Genomic DNA, 18726 nt, shown 5'->3' with positions numbered 1-18726 from the left:
TATATTAAAAGTCAATTAATTAATCCATGATTCATTGATTCAATCATTAAATGTCAAGTTCATCTTTCACAAGAGGTGTATTGATGAGAAGAAAAGAAACTATAAATTTAGTAAAAGCTATGGATCGAGGTCCTGTGGAATTTGAAACACATGCCTCAGAGCACGAAGGCGATGTAATGAGCATCGCAAAGAAAACGGTGGTTACAGCACCCCAGACTGCCACCATAAAAGAAGCCGCTGAAATAATGGTGAAAAACAAGTTCAGAAGACTTCCAATAACTGATCCAGGAACAGGTAAACTTCTTGGAATAGTAACTTCCATGGACATGTTGGACTTCCTTGGTGGAGGCGACAAGTACAGGATCATGGAGGATAAATACGAAGGAAACTTCCTGGCAGCCATAAATGAATCCGTTAAGAAGATAATGGCTCGAGATGTTGAAACCATAAGTCATAAGGATTCTTTGGCTCATGCAGTCAACAAGATGATTGAAAAAGAAGTTGGAGGATTACCTGTTGTGGATTCCAACCAGAAAATCGTTGGAATTGTTTCAGAAAGGGACTTTGTAAGTTTACTTGCAGGTGTGCTCACAGACGAACTTGTTGAAGACTTCATGACCGAAGACGTTATAACAACAACCCCCGGTACAAGGATTGAAGGCGCATCCAAGATAATGGTTAGAAACAAGCTTCGAAGGATTCCTGTGGTTGGAGAGGAACGTAAAACCCCCCACCCTGAGGTCGATAAGATCGTGGGCATCCTAACCGCCACAGATATACTTGGATTCCTTGGGAAAAACAGTCTCTTTGGAAGACTCGTTACCAACAGTGCCGAGGATATTCTGAACACAACCATAGTTGACATAATGGAAACCAAGGTTGTGGCAACAACTCCAAACACAAGACTGGGAGATCTCTGCAGTTCAATGGAACTCGAAGGAATAGGAGGACTTCCAGTGATTCAAAACGATGAACTGGTGGGAATAATAACTGAAAGTGATATTCTAAAGGCTATAAAGGTTTGATCAGGTTACGGTTTGCAAAAATTGGGCCTTAAAAAAGCCCAGTTTTTTGTAATTGAATAAGCATGATACTTGGATTAAAATCCATAGAACTTCAAAAAAAACTTCAAAAAAAATCGTTTAAAAATTTAAGAAGATATTCAAAGCCAGTTTGGAGGATATCATGAAAATTGAAGATGTGATGAACGATAAAGTTATTGTAGTCGGTGAAAACGAGCATGTGGAACATGCAAGAAAACTCATGCTCAAAAATGGATTCAGCAGAATAATCGTTGTTGACGGGGAAGAAAAACCTGTTGGCATGGTCACAGAAAAAGATCTAACCAGAAAAATGAGGGGTAAAGGTCCAAAATGGAAAATGAGACCAATAGACAAGATCTCAATAAGGAGGGTCATGACCCCAAACCCTGTGACCGTGGCACCTCAAGACGATGTAAAAACTGCCGTTGAAATCATGATAAAACAGGGTATAAGCTCCATCCCAGTGGCTGATGAAGATGGACTTGCAGGGCTCGTAACCAAAACAGACATCATGAAATTTTACAGCAAAAAATTCCAGGGCAGATGGAAGGTTTCAAAACTAATGACTCCAGAAGTCATAACCGTAAACGAAAATCACAGCATAGCACATGTTATAGGCGTAATGGAAGAAAACAACATAGGAAAGGTTGTTGTGATCAGGGACAATGAGCCCGTTGGAATGATCACTCCTGAAAATATATCCTTTGCATACGTGGAGGATCCTGAAACCGGGGTTAACGTTGAGAAGATATACTTCCTGAGAAATTCCGAGGAGGGAAAAAGTAAGAAAAACGTTAGAATGGTTTCAATGCTAACTGCAGGAGACATAATGCAAAACGATATGATAAAAATTTCTGGGGATGAGGATGCAGCTAAAGCTGCAGATACAATGATCCGTGAAGATATAGGAGGTCTTCCAGTCGTGGAAGGAGATGATCTTACAGGAATAATCACAAAAACAGACATAATTAAAGGAATACAGTGATTGTAAGGTAAGTTCAAGAATCGATTGGATAATAAAAAGGGATGTAAAAACTTAGCGGGGAAAAAAGATGCATGTAAAAGATATAATGAAAGAAGGCGCTGTTGTAATAGACAAAGATCAGAACATCCAAGATGCACTGAAACTCCTTAAAAAACACAGAATATCACGTCTCCCAGTTGTAAACACAAACACAGAACATGTAAAAGAACTCGTGGGAATGGTAACTGAAAAGGACATAGCCACAAGTTTAGGATCATCGAAGTACGGAAACATGGCACCTTCACACTTCCATGTTTCAACCGTCATGACCCCAGCCCCAATCACAGTTGAAAGTACAAGGAGCATAGGAAACGCAGCAAAAACCATGATAGAAAACAAGATCGGGGGAATGCCAGTTGTGGATGATGGTGAAATCATTGGTATGCTCACAAAAACCGACTTCATAGAGATCTGTCAGGGAAAACCCTTCAACAACACCCTGGTTGAAGGTAAAATGAAACAGGATCTCGTGACCATAAGTCCAACAGACAGACTGGTGCATGCAAGACGATGCATAATAGATAAGGAAATAGGAAGACTGCCAGTTGTGGAGGAAAATGAACTCGTGGGAATTATAACTGCAAAGGACATAGCAAAAGCTGTAACCTCATTCAGAAAAGTGGTTCCAGATAAGTACAAACCTGCAAGGATAAGAAACCTCCTGGTTGAGGATGTGATGACACAGAACGTTAAAACCATAGCACAGGATGAAACAGTTGATGACCTTTCAAAGCTCATGCTTCAGGAAAACTTCAGTGGAGTGCCTGTCAGAGGCCCTGAAAACCAGCTTGCGGGAATAATCACCAAAACAGATCTGTTAGAATTCATAGTGGAGCTTGAGGAGGTTCACTGAATTTCACCAGAAATAAAGTGTTCAAAGTGTAATTCCAGCATGGAAATAAATATTGGGAAGCAAAATTCCCATAAAATCTTTTTTTTTAAATGTCCATCATGTGGACTTAGCTACAGCACTGCCTTACCCTCCTTCATAAAAAAAGAACTACCAAAAATCGTTGATATAAACTCAAAAAAATTAGAAGGAGCTTTCAAGAGGGGAAACCTGAAGTACTACGATTCTCAGGGTGTGGAAGCTATCCAGTTCCGGAAGAGGATTGGGAAAATTGAATCAGGGACGATGATCTGTTTTGGAGATAAAATAGAAATAATAAGAGGATTTCCAAAGATAAGAAGGACCTTGATGCTCAACCCTGCCCTGAAAAACCATTTCGCTGATGAGGTGGCTGTTGAAGAGAAGATGAACGGCTACAACGTTAGAATAGCTCTTGTAAATAATAAAATAACTGCTTTTACACGTGGGGGTTATATATGTCCATACACAACAAAAAAAGCCCCTGAAATCATGGATTTAACTGATTTTTTCACGGACAACCCTGAGATTGTGATATGTGGTGAAATGGTGGGAACTGAAAACCCATACGTAACCCATTACTACCCTGAGATTGGAAGCCTGGGATTCCGTATATTCGACCTCAGGGAAAAGGTTTCAAACAAGCCCCTTACAATAGATGAGAAATTTGAAACCCTTGAAAGATATGGACTGCCTCCTGTGAAGCTTCTAGGTATTTTTGATGTTGAAGATGCTCCAGAAAAGATTATGGGCATTGTTAAAAAACTTGGAGAAGCAGACAGGGAGGGTGTGGTCATGAAGGACCCTGGGATGAAGATAACACCCCTTAAGTACACATCATCCAAGGCCCATGCAGATGAACTGGAGTACGCCTTCAGTTATCCCTTTGAATTTGGAAGATCCTTCTTCTTCAGCAGGGTTATAAGGGAAGGATTCCAGGCCTACGAGTTAGAGGAATCCTGGGAGGAACTGGAGGAGCGAGCCCAGAGACTTGGAGAATCCATACTCTACCCAATGCTGGACATGATAAAACATGTTTCAGGTGGAGAAGTGGCTTCAGAGGACCTTGTGATCCACGTGGACAGCTACGAGGATGCTGCAGAATTCGTTAGACACCTCAGGGATCTTGGGGTGGTTGCAACCCTCCTTGAATTTGACCATGGGAAAGCAGTTATAAGAAGGATACATCAATCTACAAGTGACAGGATCACAAACTATCTCAGGGGTGGCTTATACTGAACAAAAATTACGATGATTACAAAGGCAAAAAAATAGGATTCTTCGGACCCTCAGGAACCTTCACAGAGAAGGCTGCATCAAGACTTGGAGGAGAACTCGTTGGGTTTGAATCCATACTGGAGGTGCTTGAGGCGGTTGAGAAGGGAGAGGTTTACGCTGGAGTTGTGCCAATTGAAAACTCCATAGAGGGTCCGGTCTGCGTGACCTTGGATCTTCTGGTCCATGAGTACGACCTCAAGATACGCAATGAGATAATGATTCCCATAAGTCAAAACCTCCTTTTAAATCCTGAAGCAAAAATTGAGGACATAAAGGTTATATATTCTCATATACAGGCTCTTTCACAGTGCAGAAAGTTCACAGAGGATATGGGTGTTGCCGTGCACACCGCACCCAGCACGTCTGCAGCTGCCAAACTCGTTGCCGGGGAAAAGAATGCAGGGGCAATTGGAACGAATAAAGCTGCAGAACTCTACGGTTTAAAAATTGCTGCCAGAAACATTCAGGACTATGCTAACAACGTCACAAGATTCGTTGTTGTTGCACTGGAGGATGCTCCAAGAATTGGAAAGGATAAAACATCCATAGTCTTTTCAATGCTTGAGGATAAACCTGGTGATCTTTACGATGTGCTTGGAGAATTTGCAAGGCGAAACATAAACCTAACAAAAATTGAGTCAAGACCATCCAAGGAAAAACTCGGCAGTTACATCTTCTTTGTGGATTTTGAGGGTCACAGAAGCGACCCTGAGATCGAGAATATTTTAAATATCATAAGATCCAATGTAGGTTATATAAAGATTTTAGGTTCATATCCTGCAGAAGGAGATGATTGACATCGTTTCAGATAAGGAAAGATTTACTAATGATTTAAAAAAGCTTGAAGCAGAATTTGCTGAGGGCAAAATTTCTAAAAGACAGTACACCATTAAGAAAAAGGTTATAGAGGACAAATTGGGCACAGTTCTTGCTGTGGACAATATCAAAAGGCTTCAGGGTAAGGAAGAAGTTCTAACCCACGACACTGCTGAGGAAAAAAAGGTAGAACAGTTCAAGCAGAAAGAAGCTGAGGAAAAGGAAGAACTGGTTAAGAAGTACGTTACAATGCCTTCTCCAAAGGCAAGGGCTTCCAAGAAAAAGGCTTCCAGCTTGGCTTACAAGAATCAGAAACCCAAAAAAAGCGGATTGTCCAAGGGTAAAATGGCCCTAATTGGTTTTCTCGTTGTTGCATTTTTCGTTGGAACAACATTGGGAGCGATGTTCCTCAAAGCACCTTCCAACAACACTTCAAGTGCCGTGCTCACGCTCAATGAAAGTGCATTTCCACCAGCAGTTGTAGTCAACACAACCAACACAACCAAGGTATCCAACACAACCAAGGTATCCAACACCACAACGGTGAAGAAGACGACAACGACCACACCTACGAACACGAATACCAACACGAACACTCCTACTACAAATAGTAGTCCACAATCGGGTTAAACCCCATTTTCTTTTATTTTATCATGAATTCTACGTAAGAAGGTGAATAAAAATGAAGAAGTATCCTTTTTTAATACTACTGGCTCTTCTGTGCCTTGTTGTGTCGGTTTCTGGATGCGTTTCAAGCGGGAACGAGACCAACAACACAACCAGCCATTACTCTCAAAACGGCATTTCATTTGATTATCCAGGAACATGGAACACTGCAAACGCGGTATCAAACAACTCACTTGCAGCTGTTGGAGATCCAAAAAGTGTGGACAACACAACTGGAGAACCACAGACCTTCGTCCTGATACAGAAGTCAAATGCAACCAGTTCAGACCTGCAGACTGCTTACAATGCAAACTACGCATCACTCTTTACAAACACAAGCTACCAGCGCGTATCTGAGGGAAACATCACAGTCAACGGTGCAACAGCCCTTGAAAATGTTTACACAGTGAATTCAACAAGCGGCACGGCGATGCAGATGCAGGCTGTGTGGCTCAAGGAGAACAGCGACATCTACGTTATACTCTGCGGTGCAACCCAGTCAGACTTCAACAACCAGCAGGACAACTTCAACATGGTTATAAACAGTTTCAAAGTGCAGTAAACATTTTTTAACTGCACATATTCTTTTATTTTTTTAGAATTATTTATCCCCTAATTTAGAGTTTTTTTTTAAAATAAAGAATAATAGTTCCTTTTTCACTCATTTTTGGTTGAATTCAGTTTAGTTTGGAGGGTTTGCTTTGAACGATCCACCTGCTTTTTCCTAAAAATCCTATGGAAAATCATATAACCTCTCCACCTAAAATCTAAATTGTTAGCTCGAGAGAATCCATACTAAAAATATTTCATTGGGCATCTCTCAGGAGGCATAGAAATGATAAACCATAAACTCGTTGGAAACGCAATGCAAATGCTTGTAACTGAACTTTCACCTGGAGAAGAGGTTTACGGGGTGGCTGGAAAGTTCCTCTGGAAAACTGACAATGTTGACATGGAAACACGTTTAGGTTCAGGTAAAAGAGAAGAGAAAAAGGGCTTCCTTGACCAGGCAATAGGAACAGCCATAGACATGGGAAAAAGGAAACTTGCAGGTGAAAGCCTGGCGTTTGTTTACTTCACACCCATGGGAAGTCAAGGACTGGTTTCATTTGCACAGATGATACCTGGTGAAATAAAACACATAGAACTGGACGGCTCCAAGGATCTCTTCGTCCAGTCTGAGGGGCTTCTCACGGCAGAAAGTACAGTCAACTTCGACATAGCCCTGACAAAAAAGCTGGGAGCAGGAGTCTTTGGAGGAGAGGGCTTCATACTTGAAAGGTTCAGCGACAGGGGTAGCCTGTTTTTAGGAGCCTGTGGAAACCTCATAGAACTCAATCCTGCAGATTACGGTGGCACCATACAGATAGACACTGGATGTTTGGTTGCCTTTGAAGACACCATAGACTACGACATAGAGATGATAGGAGGTCTCAACGAAAAGGGCCTTAAAAACATCATATTTGGTGGTGAGGGAATATTCTTTGCAACCCTCCGTGGAAACGGTAAAGTCTGGATTCAGTCCATGAACCTGACCTCACTCTCAAGAACCATAGTGTCCAAGGCAGGTCAACCAGCAGCACAGGATAGAACTGACTTTGGTGGACTTCTAAGTGGATTTTAATCTTTAAAATAAGATTTTATCCAACAACTCTTATTTTTTTTACAGTTTTTAAGGTTTCAAGGGGCTTTTCAATGTTTTTTATGGATTCATGGGGTTCTTGATGTTCAAAAATCGTGATGAACTTCGGTTATTAACATTAAACCAGTTCCTCCCTACATGCAAAGTTATATATTAGTAGCGGTGATACAATTATATCTGTTACAGTACCATCTTTATATGACTAATAAGAAGCATTAATAGAACCACTAAAATCTGCTTTTATTTTAGCTGCATCTTGCGATGTAGAAAATAGAGAATATTTGAAACTTTAAGAGTTTAAAATAGGTTCTTATACTGCTGTTATCAAATTAATTATTAACTAATTAGATTTATCCAGAAACACGGCTCACGATCAAATTTTACCCGATTAAGCTGTATGTTTTAAAATCAGCATTAATGTTATCTTCTACGTCTATAATCCATGTTACGATCATCAAATAATCAAAAGGAGGAATGTAAATGGTATTGCCAGTATGCGATGTCTGTTTAAAAAGTGGAATGTTATGTCAGGGGTGTGAGAACAAGCTGAAGAAGGGTGAAATAACCCAGCTTGACTTGGACATTGCAAAGATACTCTTCAGGGTCGGTGAAGGAAAGATAGGCTTTAAAAGGACCATCGAAATTGGAGATATTGTTATAATCGTCACAGAGAAGGACCAGGTTGGAAAGCTCATAGGAAAGAGTGGAAAAATCGTTAGGGAAATCTCAAGGACGGTTGGCAAGAAGATAAGGGTTGTAGGAGAAAATTCAGACTTCAAGGAAGTTGCAAAGGACATACTCGCACCTGCAAGGATATCTGGAATAAACATACTCTATGGAACCGACGGAAATGAGAAGTTCAAGATAAGGGTTGTCAGGGAAGACTCCAGAAAGATTCCAGGAAGACTTGATGCTCTAAATGACGTGATAAAACAGTTAACCGGGGAAGAAACTGTTCTCGTCATAGACAGGGATGATTTCTAATAAATTATAAATATTCTGGAGAACAAACCAGAATACAACAACCTTCATGTTGATACTATGGAAATCGTACTATGTGTTACAGGGAGTATAGCTGCAATAGAAGCTGTGAAACTTGCAAGGGAACTCAGGAGGCAGGGAGCAACTGTAAAGTGCTTCATGAGTGACGATGCATGCAACCTCATCCACCCCAATGCAATGGAATTTGCAACGGGTCAAAAGGTGGTGGTTGATCTCACAGGGGAAATAGAGCACGTTAAATACGCTCAAACAGACCTTGTACTTGTTGCACCGGCCACAGCCAACGTCATAAGCAAGTTCGCATATAAAATAGCAGACAACCCCATAAACACTCTTCTTATAACTGCATTTGGGCATGAAACCCCAATAGTATTTGTTCCATCCATGCACGATTCCATGTACAACGCAGTTGAAGGTAACATCCAGAAACTCAAGGATGAGGGAATCACCTTCCTTGAACCCAAACTCGAGGAGGGAAAGGCCAAGTTCCCTGACATCCATGACATAGCACTTCAGGCCATGAGGGAACTCTACCTGAACTCCCCCGAAGGCCAGAAATCCAACTTACTGGGTAAAAACGTTCTGGTAAGTGCAGGTTCAACCTACGAGGCAATAGACAAGGTACGGGGAATAACCAACCGCAGCTCCGGTAAGATGGGAGTTGAAATTGCCAAGGAAGCCTTCAGAAGAGGTGCAGAAGTCACAATGCTCTGTGGAAAGATAGAAACACGTATTCCAAAACTATTCCATGTGGTTGAAGCAGAATCCACAGATAAAATGGAAGAATCACTTCAAAAACTTGTCCCTGGAAATGATGTGTTTGTATCTGCTGCAGCAGTTTCAGACTTCACAGTGCATTCTCAAGGCCAGGATAAAATCTCATCAGATTCGGATCTAACGCTCAAACTCAAACGTGCACCTAAAATAATAAGCTCTGTGAAGGACATCAACCCAGATATATTTCTTGTGGGCTTCAAGGCAGAGTACCAGGTTTCAGATGAGGAACTTGTAGAATCTGCACGCAGAAGAATGGAAGAATCCCATGCAAACCTCATGGTTGCAAACGATGTTGCAGTTGAGGGTGCAGGATTCGGTTCCGACCAGAACGAGGTCATAATTCTTGATGGAGATCTTTGGACAGTTCCGTTAACCTCAAAAGCTGAAATTGCCAAGAGGGTGCTTGACAAGATCCTTGAGAAGCTTTAATTCTTATTAAAAACTTTTCTGTATTAATTGAACTTTAATGTATTTTTTAAATAACTCATTTTTGAATCAGTTTCAACGATGCACAATTTTTTCTTGATTTAATATTTCTCCTTATTTAATAAATTTAATCCAATTTTTCATTAATTCAATAACATTCCAAATTTTAATCAGCATACCTGTAATCATGTATTAATGTAATCATAGTAATTATTAAATACTTGTTTTTAAGATAGTATCATTGAGTAAATAAGGTGAAAAAATATGAACAGTGATAATACAGTTTTTTGCCCGGAATGTGGTGAAGAAATTGAAAAAGATGCGGATAAATGTAAACATTGTGGATCATGGTTTGAAAAACCCATACTAGAAATTAAAACAGAGCTCAATCCACAAAATAGTGAAAACAATGGCCACAATAAAATTGAATACTCAAATTATCAGTCCACAACCAAATTGGCAATTTTTATCGTTATAACTGGAGGACTTTATCAACTTTACTGGTTCTACCGTAACTGGAGAGATTTTAAGGCCCATAAAAATCTGGATATAAATGTGGGACTTAGAACTCTGGCCCTTTTCATACCTTTAGTCAACCTTTATTTTGTTGGAACCCAGTTCAGGGATATACATGAATATGCTGAGGAAGCAGGTGTTAAAAACTATTCTCTCTGGGTTGTGATAATAACGTGGGTTCTTTTCGTATACTTACAAGGAAGGTTGGCGCTTAACGGTAACCCTCTCCTGGATATTGTTTCATGGATATTCATAATAGCTCTAATCATTCCATTTTTAATGGTTCAGAAAACCCTTAACAGTTACTGGCTAAAGGAACAGGGAGATCTACCACTGAAGAAGGTGTCGGGTGGAGAAGTACTTGTGCTGATCATAGGAATTCTTTTCGTAATTCTTGACATAATACTAATTTTAATGCTTTAATCCCTTAGGGGATTATTTCTTATTTTTAATGGATTTATTCCTCTTCTATTTCGTTGCAACTTCTAAGAATCCTTCAGGATTTTTCAAAGGGATTTTACAAATAGTAAAATTAGTTTATGATTATAAAAATTTCAATTTAATTGAATTAATAATAAAAAAAAAGTTAAATGAAATAAAAAAAAGAATATAAAATACATTTAAAACGCAAATTCACAAACAAAGGCCATATGGTCTTTCTCGTAGGGTTCAAGCTTTATCCTTTCAAGTACGCGGAATCCTCCAGTCTTCAATTTGGATTCCTCTGCACGGAACACTTTCTTGGGGTTCTGAGTCACGTCTATGCTCCTTGCCTTGACGGTTATGATCCCGATGCCCTCAGGTTTCAGGAAGAGGCGCATGTTGTCCATGAAGAGCTCTGACTGTTTGGCCTGGGCCACGTCGCAGTAAAGCACATCCACCTTCTCCACCAGGTTAAGGTAGCTTCTGGGTTTGGTTGCATCCCCGAGTATCGGGATCATATTTTTCCTCAGCTTGCAAAGCTCCACCAGTTCGCGCATCATACGTGGTGAGAACTCCACACAGTAAACCATACCATTTCTGGTGATGTCTGAGATGTGGGATGGTGTTGTACCTGCAGATGCACCGAGGTAGAGCACCTTTGAACCCTCGTTGAATGGAAACCGTTTAAGGCCATTAAAAACTGCAGCTGCAAGTTTTGAACGCCTTGGGTCCCATATCCTGTATTCTTTTCCTTCGAAGTCCACCAGTTTTTCACCGTAAACCTTCTGGGTTGGGTTCAGGTTTTCCGTTGCTATATGATCGTTGATTATGTAAAGGCCCTTGAACTTCTCTTCAATATCCATTTTTTCCCTCTAAATTAGTTGTTAATCAAGTTTAACTAATTAAATTTAAACCATTATTTGTCAGTTATATTACATTTTTCCATTATTTCATCAAGGGTTTCACGCAGTTCTCTTTGAGATTCGTACACAGTCTTTTTAATATCCTCTGCTTCGTTATCTATGTTCTGGAGAACTTCCTTGGTGCGGTCATGGTTTTCATCCATCACTCCCTTGAGCCTCTGGAAGTTTTTCTTCAAACGTTCCTCAACCCTTCTTGAAAACCAGATGGCAGAAACTGCAAGAATAATTGAAATAACACTTGATATAATTGATAGTACAGCAACAATCTCAATCAATACAATCACCTGCCGTTCATTATATTCGAGGAATACATGAGTATGGTATTGAGAACCTCTAATGTATATACCGTGCTATATTCCAATCAAATTTTTTATACTTTGGCGTATCTGTAGAAGTCATCTGTAGAAATTCTCCACCCAATTCGAGGGATAAACCTCAACCACAAATCAATACTTTTCTTAAAACCATTTTAACGTATTCAAGTCTTTAAAAAGGATTCAAATCAATAATAATCACTTATCTTCTTTTTATACTTGTCTTTTTTCTTCCTTTTCTTTTTATCTTTCTTTTTATCGGGTTTACTACTTGCAGTACTCCTTTTTGGGAAGGGATTGTCCTTTTCTATCTCTTTAACCTTGATTTCAAAGCCTTCCCCTATTGAAGGGTCGTACTCTCCTGAAAAAACATCCTTACGTGCTGCAAGTGATATCTTAGCTGCCAGTGCTCTGGCTATTTTACCCCTGATCCACCATTTGGCCCCACGCACATCTGGGTGCTGGTAGATAAGCCCATGCTTTGGAGGGTTTTCACCTGTCTTCAAATGCCTGAAGAGTGCCTTTTCAGCACCTATGATCTGCACAGTACTTGATGGGAGCATGGCAAGTCTTTTCATACTACCAACGTGGGCTATCAACTTGGCTCCGAGGGAGTAACCACAGAGGTCCCTGAGGTTAGGTGCGATTTCACCCATTTTCATGTCAACGTATTCAGTTATGGATTTCCTGGATTCCTGAAGCGATTTCAGGGATCTTGCAAAACCAACGATGATTGCAAGGTCAGATTCTCCTATATCTGCCCCAATACTCTTATCTATACCTTTTTTTAGTCCCATTTCAGAGTTCAAAAGTCCAGAGTCCATTATTGAGTCTCTGTCCCCGTAATCTGCAACCAGCTTCACGTAGTTCTCATGGTTCCTGACCCTGTCAAGCTCTGGGAAATGCACTGCGTACCATTCCCTTATCCTTTCAACCAGTTTGCCAATGGTTTCATCCAGATCATCTATGGCATTTATGGCCTGTATAAGGAGTAAATCCTCAGCTTCAGAGGAGGCCATAAGCTTCTTTCCAGTTAATTCAATTGAAACGTTATGAGCTGCGAATTCAAATCCCTCATCAAGGTTAAAATCAGTTTTTTCAAGTACGTACTCCAAATTTGACCTTAAAAATTCTCCACCAATACTTGGGGTTTCAAATGAAAATTTAGAACTTTCCTTAAGATTTTTATATCTGGAATGGGGAAGGTTGGTTTCTATCACAACTGAGTCATATTTTTTCACGATTCTCTTCAATAATAACTCTTCTTCACGGGTTAAATTTCCATTCTCTATTTCAAGGAGCCTTTCTGCAAGTTTACTCCTTGGGAAAAGTTCATAATCTATGAGGGTACAATTTTCATCAAGGATGATAAATCCTGCAAAACAACTTGTAAGATAACATTTCATAGAACTACTCTGTATCTTCAAGGTTTATATCTTTTGAGAATCTGTAAAATTCCCGAAAAAAGACTTTATTAAATCATACTAAACTGATCAAGGTGTGTTCATGCTGGAAACAGAATTCTGCAACATCAAAATGAAAAATCCGACCATGCTGGCAGCAGGTGTGCTTGGAAGCACAGCAGCATCTCTTAACTGGGCTGCAAGAAGTGGAGCTGGAGCAGTGGTAACAAAATCATTTGGAAAAGAACCTAACAAGGGCTACGTAAACCCAACAACCGTTGAAGTCACAGGGGGTATCATAAATGCCATAGGCCTCTCGAATCCAGGGGTTGAAAACTTCAGGGGAGAACTGGAAAAACTCGATGGCAGGGTTCCAGGAATAGCATCCATCTACGGTGCAACTCCGCAGGATTTTGCAGATATAGCGTTGCAGATCCAGGACACAGTGGATGCAGTTGAACTCAATGTTTCATGTCCACATGCAATGGGGGGATGCGGAGCTGCAATAGGTCAGGATCCAAATTTAACATCAGATATCGTTACAGCAGTTAAAAAAACAGTTGAAATACCTGTTATTGTCAAGTTAACTCCAAATGTAACGGATATAGTTGAAATAGCAGTTTCTGCAGAGGCAGCAGGGTGTGATGCCCTCACCCTGATAAATTCCCTTGGGCCCGGAATGAAGATAGACCTTGAAACTGGGAAACCAATACTAAGCAATCGTTTTGGTGGAATGTCAGGTCCAGCAGTAAAGCCCATTGCCCTCAGATGTGTTTTTGATGTTTACGAAGCAGTTGAAGTCCCAATAATTGGTGTTGGGGGAGTTAGGGATTACAGGGATGTTGTTGAATTTCTTTATGCAGGTGCAAGGGCTGTTCAGGTAGGCACAGCCGTGATGTACGATGGACTGGATGTTTTCAACAAGATAAACAAGGGGCTTGAGAAGTTCATGATTCAAAGGGGTTACAGATCCATTGGTGAGATGATTGGTAGGTCCCACTGATTGTATTAACATTAAAATAACCTAAAATTAAGATAAACAAATTATAACGAATTTAAAAGGATTATTTACGATTTAAGGAATAAGGAATGAAGGCGGATAGATCATGCATGTTCCAAAGGTTCTTGAAATAAAGAGGATAATAGAAGAAACACCAACGGTCAAGACTTTTATTTTTGACTGGGAAGTGAAGGATGAGGTTCCGGGCCAGTTCGTAATGCTCTGGAATTTTAAGGATGAAAAACCAATGTCAATCTCATTGATAGATCCAGTTAACGATGAAATTGGAGTATCCATCAGGAGTGTTGGAGATTTCACAGAGGATGTTCATTCACTGAAAGTAGGGGATAAACTTGGTATAAGAGGTCCATATGGACGTGGATTTGAAATATCCGGTTCAAAGGTCCTTGCAGTTGGTGGGGGCATTGGAATGGCACCTTTAATGGCATTCACAGAGGAGGCATGCAGGCGAGGTATTGCTGTGGATGTTGTGAGTGCAGCGGCCACAGCAGATGAACTACTCTTCACAGAAAGGATTGAAAAATCAGGTGCAAATCTTTTAACATGCACTGATGATGGCAGTCATGGTTTCTGTGGATTTGGAACCGATCTGGCTGAAAAAGCCATCCTTGAAAATGACTATGACATGGTTGTGACCTGCGGACCTGAGATCATGATGAAGAAGCTTTTCACCATTGTTGATGAACATAAAATCCCGGCACAGTTCTCACTTGAAAGATACATGAAATGTGGGCTGGGCATATGTGGCCAGTGTTGTGTTGATGATGTTGGTTGGAGGGTGTGTGCAGAAGGGCCTGTATTCTGGACTGATGAGGTTAGATTAATCTCAGAATTTGGTGAGTACCATCGTGATGCTTCGGGTGTCAAGCACAAGCTCTAAAAGCTTGGATAACACCAACTTTTTTTTAAATAATAAAATTTTTAATGTATAAACTCAAATAATATTCCCTAGAAATTGATTTTAAAAAATGTTATTGAATCATCCGTTAAAGATATTGAATTATCCACTAAAAAACGTTGATTTGATTTTCAAATGAACTTAAACTTAATATTTAAGGGGATTCGTGTGGTAAAATGCAGGAACTCAGAATTTTGATACTTGAGGATTACCCTCCAGATGCTGAGCTGGCCATGCTGGAACTTGAGGAGAATGGTCTGGAATTCGCTTCAAGGGTGGTGGACAATGAAGAAGATTTTTTAAGGGAACTCAATGAGTTCGAACCCCAGGTGATACTTTCAGATTACAAGCTCCCTACATTTGATGGTATCTCAGCACTCAAACTCGTGAGGGGGAAATTTCCTGAAAAACCATTCATATTCGTCAGTGGAACTTTTAGGGAGGATTTTGCAGTTGAAACACTTAAAAAAGGTGCAACCGACTACGTTCTAAAAGAAAACATTTCAAAACTTCCATTTGCTGTTAAAAGGGCTTTGAAAGAGGTTGAAAAAACTTTGAAACGTGAGCGTGCAGAGAAGGCCCTTAAAAATTCAGAGATGCAGTACCGTACAACCATAAATGCCCTGGATGATATGTTGATAGTTGTTGATTCAAGGATGCACATAATTCTCTTCAACAAAACCTTTGAAAGGAAGAAAAAAGAATTTGGAATGGGAAAAGCTTTGAAGGGCCAGAACATGTTTGAAGCCCTTCCATTTCTTCCTGAAAATTTAAAACAGGAATACCTCAGAATATTTGAAACCGGGGAGTCCCTGATCAACGAGTACTCCTACTCTGTGAATGGTGTTGAGGTGGTTGAAGAAGTAAGAAGGATACCTGTATTTGAAGAGGGAAAAGTTGTAAGGGTATTAACCATAATAAGAGATGTAACTGAACGTAAAAATTCAGAAAATCGTATAAAAGCATCTTTAAATGAAAAAGAGGCACTTTTAAAGGAGATACATCACCGCGTCAAGAACAACATGCAGATCATCTCAAGTCTTCTGAACCTCCAGTCCACCCAGGTGAGGAATGAAGATGATGCCGAACTTTTTAAGGCCAGTCAGGATCGTGTTAGGTCAATGGCACTCATACATTCCAAGTTGTACCAATCTGATGATCTTTCAAGTATAAACTTCTCAGAGTACATCACCAGTTTAGCCTACGGGCTTTTAAGTTCCTACGATGTTAGTTCCAGTGTTAGGTTGAACCTGGATCTTGAGGATCTGTCACTGAACATAGAAACAGCAATTCCATGTGGCTTAATAATAAATGAACTCCTTACAAACTCAATAAAACATGCTTTTCCCAATGATGAAGGGGAAATCTACATAAATTTAAGGGAATTGGAGGGTGATAAATTTCAGCTTATCATAGGGGATACTGGCCAGGGCTTCCCTGAAGATCTGGATTTTCAAAAAACAGATACACTTGGAATGCAGCTTGTAATGTCTTTGATTAATCAGATAGATGGTAAAATAGAATTTGAAAAGGATAAGGGTTCTAAATTTAAAATCATATTTGGAAAACTTGAATATGAAGAAAGAATTTAAACCTTATGTTTAACTAATTTGTAAAGTACAGATCAACACCTTTCAACTAATGGCAGTGATTGATAATGATTCATAAACTAAAAGGGACCTTCACATCTGCTATTTTTATAGTCCTGTTTTTGATGTTAATGTCCCTGGTTGTACTAACGCCCATGCTGAGCATGATAATATTGGGAGCTATTTTTGCCTATGGAATACGTCCGATAGCACGTAAAATAGAACCTTACCTAAAGTTCAGGTCTGTTGCAATTGTTATAGCAATGATAATAGTGATTTTACCATTGATACTCCTTCTGGTCTTTAGTATAAACTCCATTGCACAATCAGCACCTATAATTGCTGCAACTGCTAAAAATATTGATCTGAACAGTTTAAACAGTACCAACATCCAGAGTTCAACCATGGTTCAGCAGTACCTTCCTGCGGAGGTGTATCCCTATATCAACTCCTTCATGAATACTGTCAACGTGGAACTGCTTGACGTTGCTAAAAGTGTTACAGGATATCTTCTAAGCTTTTTAGAGTCCATCCCTATGATTGGACTGGAACTTTTCATCTTCTTCACCTCCACCTTTTACCTTGCACGGGATGGAGACAAGGTATGGAGTTACATCCAGTATGCGGTACCCGAAGAGAGGGAGGAATTCTTTCAAAAACTCTCTGATGAGATCCGGATGGTCATAAAAAGTATATTCTTTGGACACTTTTTAACAGCTATTATAATAGGTTTGATGGCAGGAATAGGTTTTTACCTTCTTGGATACAATTATGCTTTATTTTTAGGAATATTAGCAGGTTTCCTACAACTGATCCCTGTTATAGGCCCATGGCCCACTTACACGGCCCTTGCAATATACGATATCTTAACTGGAAACTACATCCGTGCAGTAATCGTGATTCTTTTTGGAATCTTCCTGAGTGCAAGTGATATCTACATTCGACCAAAAATTTCAGGTAAATACGCAGACATACATCCCCTGATCTTCCTTCTGGGTTTTGTATGCGGTCCCCTGCTTATGGGCTTTGTAGGGTTCATAATAGGTCCCCTGGTACTTGGTGTGACATATGCAGCTATTTTAACTTATAAAAATGAAAATAAGATTATTTCAGAGGAAGATACTCAAGTAAAAGATAATATTCCAGTTGAAACTTCAAAATCTGATAAATAATGAATCTGCTGATTTTCAGTAAAAAAGAAGGAGTTAAACCCAAAGATCAATCTTTTAACGAATCAATTCACTTTTGATCGATCTTCAAGTTTATTTTAAACCCTTAAAGAATTCTAAACCTTTAAAGAAGTTTTATTTCTATGCTGTTTGAGTTCACAGTGTATTTTGAACCTTTTTCATCCTGGAAGGTTACTGCAAATCCTCCGACATAAAATGGGTTTGAAACAGTGGCGTTAGCACCGAAATCCTCCTGAACTTCCTGGTCACTAGGTATGTGGAGTGTGTACTGGAAACTTTGTGTTTCGCCTGCTTTCAGATCTCCGAGAGTTTTGTAGAAATTCTGATCGTGCGCCTTAACATTGTACACAGTTTCTGTACCGTTATTTTTAACAGTATAGTTCAGTGTCACATCACTACCTTTGGATGCTTCAGATGGACCCTTTTGAGTTGCAACAACCGCTACTGTAAGGGCTCCAGTTTCAGATGTATTTTTTGCAGTCTCTGTTGCATTAGAATTTGTGTTATTTGTTGTTGTGTTGTTGGATCCGGTGTTGGTGTAGAGTACCGCAGCTACCCCTGCAACCAAACAGATTAGAACCACCAGAACAACAACTCCTATTTTTTTATCCGTTTAAACACCTCCGTTTGAACTGTTCTAGTATATGGTTGGTTATTTCATATAAATTGATCAGAATTTAACCTGCCTATCTGTGCCTGTGATCTCATCAAATTCAAGACCCTTACTAAAGGCCAGATCCTTGTCTAACCTGTAGTTATCACTTCTGGTTTTGTGAAGGTCGTCCAGTTTGACGAAGCGCCACTTCTGCCTTATGAATTTGGCCCCAACGTAGGGTTCAGCACCAAATATTCCTGAAAATTCTTTTAAACCCTTAATTTTATCTGATGGGATGTATATACGTTCAAG

The 18726-nt window shown here is 39.8% G+C and carries 20 protein-coding genes (1 of these 20 running past the window's edge); 15 read left to right on the top strand and 5 right to left on the bottom strand.

Annotation, left to right across the window (positions count from 1 at the left end; translation table 11 throughout):
• The first annotated feature begins 83 nt into the window (after nt 1-83).
• The 11 genes from MCBB_RS10225 to MCBB_RS10175 all read left to right on the top strand — a co-directional run bounded on the left by MCBB_RS10225 (nt 84) and on the right by MCBB_RS10175 (nt 10481).
• A complete protein-coding gene (locus MCBB_RS10225; RefSeq protein ID WP_071907666.1) occupies nt 84-1025 on the top strand; it encodes a CBS domain-containing protein in 942 nt (313 codons plus the stop codon).
• Nucleotides 1026-1185: 160 nt separating this feature from the next.
• Entirely contained in the window at nt 1186-2028 is an 843-nt protein-coding gene (locus tag MCBB_RS10220; protein ID WP_071907665.1) for a CBS domain-containing protein, read from the top strand.
• Nucleotides 2029-2095: 67 nt separating this feature from the next.
• Nucleotides 2096-2920, top strand: coding sequence for a CBS domain-containing protein (locus MCBB_RS10215; protein WP_071907664.1), 825 nt, complete (start codon nt 2096-2098; stop codon nt 2918-2920).
• 39 nt (nt 2921-2959) lie between these two features.
• The gene (locus MCBB_RS10210; RefSeq protein ID WP_084789951.1) at nt 2960-4174 is read left to right on the top strand and encodes an RNA ligase; all 1215 of its coding nucleotides are present in this window, start codon (nt 2960-2962) and stop codon (nt 4172-4174) included.
• Nucleotides 4175-4206: 32 nt separating this feature from the next.
• Nucleotides 4207-5010, top strand: a complete 804-nt coding sequence (gene pheA / locus MCBB_RS10205; protein ID WP_084789949.1) for a prephenate dehydratase — start codon at nt 4207-4209, stop codon at nt 5008-5010.
• Nucleotides 5003-5659 carry a hypothetical protein gene (locus tag MCBB_RS10200; protein ID WP_071907662.1) on the top strand — a complete coding sequence of 219 codons (657 nt, stop codon included), beginning with the start codon at nt 5003-5005 and terminating at the stop codon, nt 5657-5659. Before pheA ends, MCBB_RS10200 begins: the two co-directional genes overlap by 8 nt.
• A gap of 52 nt (nt 5660-5711) precedes the next feature.
• Nucleotides 5712-6257, top strand: a complete 546-nt coding sequence (locus tag MCBB_RS10195) for a PsbP-related protein (RefSeq protein WP_071907661.1) — start codon at nt 5712-5714, stop codon at nt 6255-6257.
• Nucleotides 6258-6530: 273 nt separating this feature from the next.
• Nucleotides 6531-7319 (top strand): AIM24 family protein, encoded by a 789-nt coding sequence (locus MCBB_RS10190; protein WP_071907660.1) that lies wholly within the window; start codon nt 6531-6533, stop codon nt 7317-7319.
• A 498-nt stretch (nt 7320-7817) separates the two neighbouring features.
• Nucleotides 7818-8321, top strand: a complete 504-nt coding sequence (locus tag MCBB_RS10185; protein ID WP_071907659.1) for a KH domain-containing protein — start codon at nt 7818-7820, stop codon at nt 8319-8321.
• Between the two features lie 57 nt (nt 8322-8378).
• On the top strand, nt 8379-9545 hold the full coding sequence (coaBC, locus tag MCBB_RS10180) for a bifunctional phosphopantothenoylcysteine decarboxylase/phosphopantothenate--cysteine ligase CoaBC (protein ID WP_071907658.1): 1167 nt from the start codon (nt 8379-8381) through the stop codon (nt 9543-9545).
• Nucleotides 9546-9806: 261 nt separating this feature from the next.
• The gene (locus MCBB_RS10175; RefSeq protein WP_071907657.1) at nt 9807-10481 is read left to right on the top strand and encodes a zinc ribbon domain-containing protein; all 675 of its coding nucleotides are present in this window, start codon (nt 9807-9809) and stop codon (nt 10479-10481) included.
• A 197-nt stretch (nt 10482-10678) separates the two neighbouring features.
• Here the strand turns inward: MCBB_RS10175 and MCBB_RS10170 are convergent, their stop codons facing one another.
• The 3 genes from MCBB_RS10170 to MCBB_RS10160 form a co-directional block, all read right to left on the bottom strand.
• Nucleotides 10679-11344 carry a fibrillarin-like rRNA/tRNA 2'-O-methyltransferase gene (locus tag MCBB_RS10170; RefSeq protein ID WP_071907656.1) on the bottom strand — a complete coding sequence of 222 codons (666 nt, stop codon included), beginning with the start codon at nt 11342-11344 and terminating at the stop codon, nt 10679-10681.
• A gap of 53 nt (nt 11345-11397) precedes the next feature.
• Nucleotides 11398-11688 carry a hypothetical protein gene (locus tag MCBB_RS10165; RefSeq protein WP_231916357.1) on the bottom strand — a complete coding sequence of 97 codons (291 nt, stop codon included), beginning with the start codon at nt 11686-11688 and terminating at the stop codon, nt 11398-11400.
• Nucleotides 11689-11906: 218 nt separating this feature from the next.
• Nucleotides 11907-13124 carry an NOP5/NOP56 family protein gene (locus MCBB_RS10160; RefSeq protein ID WP_071907654.1) on the bottom strand — a complete coding sequence of 406 codons (1218 nt, stop codon included), beginning with the start codon at nt 13122-13124 and terminating at the stop codon, nt 11907-11909.
• Nucleotides 13125-13224: 100 nt separating this feature from the next.
• Between MCBB_RS10160 and MCBB_RS10155 the strand changes: the two genes are divergently transcribed.
• The 4 genes from MCBB_RS10155 (at nt 13225) to MCBB_RS10140 (ending at nt 17801) form a co-directional block, all read left to right on the top strand.
• Nucleotides 13225-14124, top strand: a complete 900-nt coding sequence (locus MCBB_RS10155; protein WP_071907653.1) for a dihydroorotate dehydrogenase — start codon at nt 13225-13227, stop codon at nt 14122-14124.
• A 103-nt stretch (nt 14125-14227) separates the two neighbouring features.
• On the top strand, nt 14228-15022 hold the full coding sequence (locus MCBB_RS10150; RefSeq protein ID WP_071907652.1) for a dihydroorotate dehydrogenase electron transfer subunit: 795 nt from the start codon (nt 14228-14230) through the stop codon (nt 15020-15022).
• A 194-nt stretch (nt 15023-15216) separates the two neighbouring features.
• Complete coding sequence (locus MCBB_RS10145; protein WP_071907651.1) at nt 15217-16632, top strand: sensor histidine kinase; 1416 nt, start codon at nt 15217-15219, stop codon at nt 16630-16632.
• A gap of 65 nt (nt 16633-16697) precedes the next feature.
• On the top strand, nt 16698-17801 hold the full coding sequence (locus MCBB_RS10140) for an AI-2E family transporter (protein ID WP_071907650.1): 1104 nt from the start codon (nt 16698-16700) through the stop codon (nt 17799-17801).
• Between the two features lie 121 nt (nt 17802-17922).
• Here the strand turns inward: MCBB_RS10140 and MCBB_RS10135 are convergent, their stop codons facing one another.
• Together MCBB_RS10135 and hjc are read right to left on the bottom strand one after the other, a co-directional pair.
• Complete coding sequence (locus MCBB_RS10135; RefSeq protein ID WP_231916356.1) at nt 17923-18402, bottom strand: CARDB domain-containing protein; 480 nt, start codon at nt 18400-18402, stop codon at nt 17923-17925.
• A gap of 87 nt (nt 18403-18489) precedes the next feature.
• A protein-coding gene (gene hjc / locus MCBB_RS10130) for a Holliday junction resolvase Hjc (protein WP_071908076.1) crosses the window boundary here: on the bottom strand, nt 18490-18726 show its 3' portion. 171 nt of this gene lie beyond the right edge of the window; only the last 237 of its 408 coding nucleotides appear in the window; its start codon lies beyond the right edge, outside the window; the stop codon is at nt 18490-18492.

Source organism: Methanobacterium congolense, assembly GCF_900095295.1.
Taxonomy (GTDB): Archaea; Methanobacteriota; Methanobacteria; order Methanobacteriales; family Methanobacteriaceae; genus Methanobacterium_C; species Methanobacterium_C congolense.
Note: the sequence above shows the minus strand (reverse complement) of the source record. Positions and strands in the feature narration are given on the sequence as shown.

What these genes read in the sequence shown, in the direction of transcription:
- MCBB_RS10225 (WP_071907666.1), top strand. Translation starts at nt 84, where the DNA reads ATGAGAAGAAAAGAAACTATAAATTTAGTAAAAGCTATGGATCGAGGT.
- MCBB_RS10220 (WP_071907665.1), top strand. Translation starts at nt 1,186, where the DNA reads ATGAAAATTGAAGATGTGATGAACGATAAAGTTATTGTAGTCGGTGAA.
- MCBB_RS10215 (WP_071907664.1), top strand. Translation starts at nt 2,096, where the DNA reads ATGCATGTAAAAGATATAATGAAAGAAGGCGCTGTTGTAATAGACAAA.
- MCBB_RS10210 (WP_084789951.1), top strand. Translation starts at nt 2,960, where the DNA reads ATGGAAATAAATATTGGGAAGCAAAATTCCCATAAAATCTTTTTTTTT.
- MCBB_RS10200 (WP_071907662.1), top strand. Translation starts at nt 5,003, where the DNA reads ATGATTGACATCGTTTCAGATAAGGAAAGATTTACTAATGATTTAAAA.
- MCBB_RS10195 (WP_071907661.1), top strand. Translation starts at nt 5,712, where the DNA reads ATGAAGAAGTATCCTTTTTTAATACTACTGGCTCTTCTGTGCCTTGTT.
- MCBB_RS10190 (WP_071907660.1), top strand. Translation starts at nt 6,531, where the DNA reads ATGATAAACCATAAACTCGTTGGAAACGCAATGCAAATGCTTGTAACT.
- MCBB_RS10185 (WP_071907659.1), top strand. Translation starts at nt 7,818, where the DNA reads ATGGTATTGCCAGTATGCGATGTCTGTTTAAAAAGTGGAATGTTATGT.
- coaBC (WP_071907658.1), top strand. Translation starts at nt 8,379, where the DNA reads ATGGAAATCGTACTATGTGTTACAGGGAGTATAGCTGCAATAGAAGCT.
- MCBB_RS10175 (WP_071907657.1), top strand. Translation starts at nt 9,807, where the DNA reads ATGAACAGTGATAATACAGTTTTTTGCCCGGAATGTGGTGAAGAAATT.
- MCBB_RS10170 (WP_071907656.1), bottom strand. Translation starts at nt 11,344, where the DNA reads ATGGATATTGAAGAGAAGTTCAAGGGCCTTTACATAATCAACGATCAT.
- MCBB_RS10160 (WP_071907654.1), bottom strand. Translation starts at nt 13,124, where the DNA reads ATGAAATGTTATCTTACAAGTTGTTTTGCAGGATTTATCATCCTTGAT.
- MCBB_RS10155 (WP_071907653.1), top strand. Translation starts at nt 13,225, where the DNA reads ATGCTGGAAACAGAATTCTGCAACATCAAAATGAAAAATCCGACCATG.
- MCBB_RS10150 (WP_071907652.1), top strand. Translation starts at nt 14,228, where the DNA reads ATGCATGTTCCAAAGGTTCTTGAAATAAAGAGGATAATAGAAGAAACA.
- MCBB_RS10145 (WP_071907651.1), top strand. Translation starts at nt 15,217, where the DNA reads ATGCAGGAACTCAGAATTTTGATACTTGAGGATTACCCTCCAGATGCT.
- MCBB_RS10140 (WP_071907650.1), top strand. Translation starts at nt 16,698, where the DNA reads ATGATTCATAAACTAAAAGGGACCTTCACATCTGCTATTTTTATAGTC.